The following is a 4,590-nucleotide window of genomic DNA, read 5'->3' as shown; positions in this document are numbered from 1 at the left end:
CGAACTCGTTGCGCCCCTACCCAGTTCAGCCCCCTAGGCACACCTGTGGTTACCGGGTGCCGAGACGCGAAAGCGGCCCGGGGGGCGGAAATTAAACGGGGGGGCCGGGTTTTGCGGGTAAGCCCGGGGGGCCCCCCCCCCGCGGGGGGGGGGCGGGGGGCCCCCGGGCGCCCCCCCCCCCTTATCCCCTAAAACCCCGCCCCCCCGTTCAATTTCCCCCCCCGGGCCCGCTTTCGCGTCTCGGCACCCGGTAACCACAGGTGTGCCTAGGGGGCTGAACTGGGTAGGGGCGCAACGAGTTCGGTGCCTCGGCAAACGACGTGGCTGATCTCCGGTGCAGCACATAGACTTTCCGTTATCGATGTGTAACCGGTGATCCGAGGGGGAGCTGTGCCGTTACCGCCGGGAACGATGGCCGGCCTGCATCGCGCCGCGGAGCGCGGTGATGGCACCGCCATGCACAACCTCGCCAACATCTACTACGACCACAGCGATTTCGAGGCAGCCGAGTACTGGTTCCGGCGCGCGGCCGCGGCGGGTCACACCAGGGCGATGAACAATCTGGCCGTGCTGCTCGACAAGCTCGGTGATTTCGACGAGGCCGAGTCCTGGTATCGCCGTGCCGCGGCGGGCGGCAACGCCAACGCCATGTACAACCTGGCCACCCTGCTGTACCAGTGCGGTGACCGGCGCGAGGCCGAAACCTGGTACCACCACGCCGCTTTCGCGGGCAACGTGGACGCCATGTACAACCTGGCCCGCCTCTGCGAGGATCAGAACCGGCTCGAGGAGGCCGAGTCCTGGTACCGCGACGCGGCCGACCACGGCGATATCGACGCCATCAACAATCTCGGCATGCTGCTGCGTCGCCTCGGTGCGCTCACCGAGGCCCGCCGCTGCTTCCGTCGAGCCGCCGACTACGGCCACCCCAGGGCGATGGCGAATCTGGCCGCCCTGCTCGAAGCGCAGGGCGCGCACCGGGAGGCCGAATCCTGGTACCGCAGGGCCGCGGGCTGACCCTCGGCTACGGTCGCCGTGATTGTTCCGTGATGTTCGCGCGCCGGTCGCCGGCGGCGAAATATGTCCTGAGCTTGACGTTCTGGAGTTTGCTGGCGAATTCGGCCGAGGTTACTGAAAAGTATTGATACCGGGCGGTTTTCCAGCAAACCTCAGCAAACATTATGGGGCGCAGCAATTTTCCGGCGTTCGAGGTGCGGATGTTTGCGGGTGGGTATAACGTCTCGGTTCGATAACCGATCGATGACAGGGCGCGGGGCGTGTGAATTCTCTCGACGGCTGCCTGAAACGCATCATGGATATTCCGGGTGCGCGCAGCGTGACACTGGTGGACGGGTCCAGCGGGTTGGCGATCGCCGCGGCTGGAGTACACGACGTCGTCGACGAACACGAGGACGCGGCGGCGACGACCGATGTGCTGCGTGCGGTGCTCGGCTGCACGGCGTTGGCCACGGGGCGCGACGGCGACGACATCACCGAACTCGTCGTCTGCCGGACCGGGGGATTCCACCTGCTGCACCTTGTCGACGGCGACTTCGACGGCCGCCTGTTCGTGCACGTCGTCTTCGACGGCGACGGCGGCAATCTCGGTATGGCCCGCTATCAGCTGCGCGGCGCGCTCGCCGAACTGGCGGGCGGCGAGCGATGAGCGCGGCACTGGCCGAGGAACTGCACCGCCTCGAGGAACAGGGCTCGACGGGCGTCCTGCGCGTGGGCGACGGCGAATTCCATCTCGCCCGTGGCGCGATCGCCTCGGCGGGCTGCCGGCGCACCATAGGCCTCGACCGCCTCGTCGTCGAGGCCGGGGTGGCGACCGCCGAGGACTGGCGCCGCGCCGGGGCGGGCGATCCCGGCCCGCTGCTGCACCGCCCCCGCCTGGAGACGCTCGCGCTGCTGTCGGTCTTCGACGCCGCCTACCTGCTGCTCGCCACCGCCGACGAACCGGAATTCCGGCCCGCGCCGGAGCATTGGCTCGCGCCTGTCTGCCGCATCGCACCGCACACTCTCGTCCACGAATTCGCCCGCCGCAGCCAGCTCGAACGCGGCCCATGGCCCGCCGACCTCGTCGCCACCGTGCCCGTGGTTCCCGTGGGCCGGATCCGCCGTAATCGCCTGGTGCTCACCGGCGGTCAGGCCGAGATCCTGGCCGCGGCCGACGCGCGCCGCAGCATCGCCGAGATCGCCCGCGACCTCGGCCGCACCACCTACGGCTGCCTCGTCGACGTCCGCGCGCTCACCACCGCCGGCCTGATCCAGGAGCCCGTCGAGGCCAGGCCGACGGGCAGGCATCTCGCCCTCGCGCCGGACCCAGTCGACGACGCGGCGCCCCAACGACATTCGGCGCCCGAGTCGCCGAACTCCACCGTGCCCGCCCTTCCGAGACGCATCCCCGCGCTCGGTGCGCCGGGGACGAACGAAGGAACCGGACGGCACGCGGTCGACGAGGAAGCGACCGCGACCGTCCGGCGACGCGGAAACCTCACCGGCGCGGCGCCGTACGAACCCGAACGCTGGCAGCAGGTCGACCGCGATGTACTCATCCGGCTCAGAGCGGCGTTGGAGGAGCTTGCGTGACCGTGCGGAAGAGGCTGCTCGGTGAATGGAGGGGAAGGTTGTCGAAAGTGACGGTGCCCGAACGCAATACCGCCGTGCTGGCCGAACTGCAGTCGCTGCGGGCGCGGGTGCCGCGGCTGACCGGCTCGCTCGTGGCCTCCAGCGACGGGATGCTCATCGAGCACGACCTACCCCCGCACATCGAACCCGCGGGCATGGCCGCGATGGCGGCCGCGCAGCTGGCCCTGTCGTACCGGCTGGCGACCACCGCGCACGGTGGCGGGTTCAACGAGGTCGTCGTGCTCGGCTCCGAGGGGCAGGTGGTGATCTACGCCGCCGGCTACACCTCGCTGACCGTGCTCGCCGGTCCGGAAGTGAACGTCGGCCGGCTCCACCTGGAGTCGCGGCCGGTGGCTCGCGCCATCGCCGAACATCTGGCGATGACGCACCCCGAGAAAGAACCGGAGTGAAAGGCTCGATATGTCGAATATGGATCTGGCGCTGAAGGACATGATGGTGATCGACGGTGCGATCGGCGCCGCCGTCGTCGATTACAACAGTGGCATGGCCCTCGGAATGCTCAGCAGCACCAAGGCTTTGGACCTGCAGGTGGCGGCCGCCGGAAACACCGAGGTGGTCCGGGCGAAGCTGCGCACGATGGAGCAGCTCGGCCTCAACGAGGACATCGAGGACATCCTGATCAGCCTGGGTACCCAATACCACCTGATCCGGCCGATGACCGGACGCAAATCCAAGGGCCTTTTCCTCTACCTCGCCCTCGATCGCGGGCGCGCCAATCTCGCGCTGGCCCGCCACCGCCTCAGGGGCATCGAAGAGGACCTCGAGGTGTGAGGAAGAAATCCGGCGGTCGTGTGGCACCGGCGCACCCGTACGCCTATTCTGTTCTGCGGCGAGGTCTGGGCCGACTTGACGGGGTTTGCTCCACACGCGAGCAAGGTTGAACTGGAGCGGTATGCAGTTGAAGAAGGTTGTCGCGGCGCTGGGCGTTGCCGCGGCGATGACTACCGGCATCATGGCGGCCGGCACCAGCGCGAGCGCGGCGCCGGGCTGCCCGAGTTTGTACGTAGTGGCCATCCCGGGTACCTGGGAAACGGGCCATGACAAGGAACCTGGCCCCGGCATGCTCGCCGGGGTCACCAACGGCCTACCCCGTAACACCGACGTCGACTACGTCACCTACGCCGCCACCGCGTTCCCGTGGGAAGGCGATGTCTACGGCCAGTCCAAGAAGCAGGCCGTCGATGCCGCGCGTGGATTGATCACCGCCAAGCTCGCCGCCTGTGGTGACACCGATATCGCGCTGGTCGGTTACAGCCAGGGCGCCGACGCGGCGGGCGACCTCGCCGCCGAGATCGGCACCGGCGTCAGCACCATCCCGCCGGGCAAGGTCAAGGCCGTCGGCCTGATCTCCGATCCGCGCCGCTCGCCCACCGACATCCAGGTCGGACCGATCGCCGCGGGCGCGGGCGCCGGTGGCGCGCGGCCGGGTGGGTTCGGCTGGATCGGCGACCGGGTGCGCACCATCTGCGCGGTCGACGATCTCTACTGCGCGACGGCGACCGACGACTTCGTCACCCGGTTCGCCGGCTTCCTGGCGCAGAGCTCGGACGCCAACCCGGCGAACATGTGGCGCTACCAGATCGAGGCGGGCGCCATCATCAACGATCTGATGGCGCACGGCGGCGTCCCGGTCCTGCAGGCGCAGCTCTCGGAGTCGGCGAACCAGCAGCGGGCCAAGGACCTGGAGCGGTTCTACCGTTCGCAGGCCCACACCCTCTACGGCAGCTACTCCGTCGGTGGCGGTCAGACGGCCATCTCCTGGATGCACAACTGGATCGCCCAGCAGGCCTGAGGTAGTTCACGGAAAAGGCCCCGGGGGGGGGGCCCCCGGGCGGTGGAATGTGAGGGGGGGGGGGGGGTTGGCGGGCGCACGTACCCAACCGGGGCGGGTGGCTTGGTGGGCGGGGGTCAGGGCCAGCAGGACGGCGATGGCGGCGA

The 4,590-nt window shown here is 69.1% G+C and carries 6 protein-coding genes; all 6 read left to right on the top strand.

Translation table 11 applies throughout. The features are described from left to right. Positions 1-411 precede the first annotated feature (411 nt). On the top strand, positions 412-1,017 hold the full coding sequence (locus tag QH270_RS00325; protein ID WP_280338338.1) for a tetratricopeptide repeat protein: 606 nt from the start codon (positions 412-414) through the stop codon (positions 1,015-1,017). A gap of 262 nt (positions 1,018-1,279) precedes the next feature. Further along, a complete protein-coding gene (locus tag QH270_RS00320; protein WP_280338337.1) occupies positions 1,280-1,666 on the top strand; it encodes a hypothetical protein in 387 nt (128 codons plus the stop codon). Then, positions 1,663-2,592, top strand: a complete 930-nt coding sequence (locus QH270_RS00315) for a hypothetical protein (protein WP_280338336.1) — start codon at positions 1,663-1,665, stop codon at positions 2,590-2,592. Before QH270_RS00320 ends, QH270_RS00315 begins: the two co-directional genes overlap by 4 nt. 47 nt (positions 2,593-2,639) lie before the next feature. Next, on the top strand, positions 2,640-3,041 hold the full coding sequence (locus tag QH270_RS00310; RefSeq protein WP_280338335.1) for a roadblock/LC7 domain-containing protein: 402 nt from the start codon (positions 2,640-2,642) through the stop codon (positions 3,039-3,041). A gap of 10 nt (positions 3,042-3,051) precedes the next feature. Next, positions 3,052-3,423, top strand: coding sequence for a hypothetical protein (locus QH270_RS00305; protein ID WP_110037992.1), 372 nt, complete (start codon positions 3,052-3,054; stop codon positions 3,421-3,423). Positions 3,424-3,544: 121 nt separating this feature from the next. Then, on the top strand, positions 3,545-4,444 hold the full coding sequence (locus tag QH270_RS00300; protein ID WP_280338334.1) for a cutinase family protein: 900 nt from the start codon (positions 3,545-3,547) through the stop codon (positions 4,442-4,444). Positions 4,445-4,590: the final 146 nt, after the last annotated feature.

Origin of the sequence: Nocardia neocaledoniensis (assembly GCF_029868625.1) — a bacterium.
Classification (GTDB): domain Bacteria; phylum Actinomycetota; class Actinomycetes; order Mycobacteriales; family Mycobacteriaceae; genus Nocardia; species Nocardia neocaledoniensis_A.
This window is presented reverse-complemented; position numbering and strand designations above follow the sequence as displayed.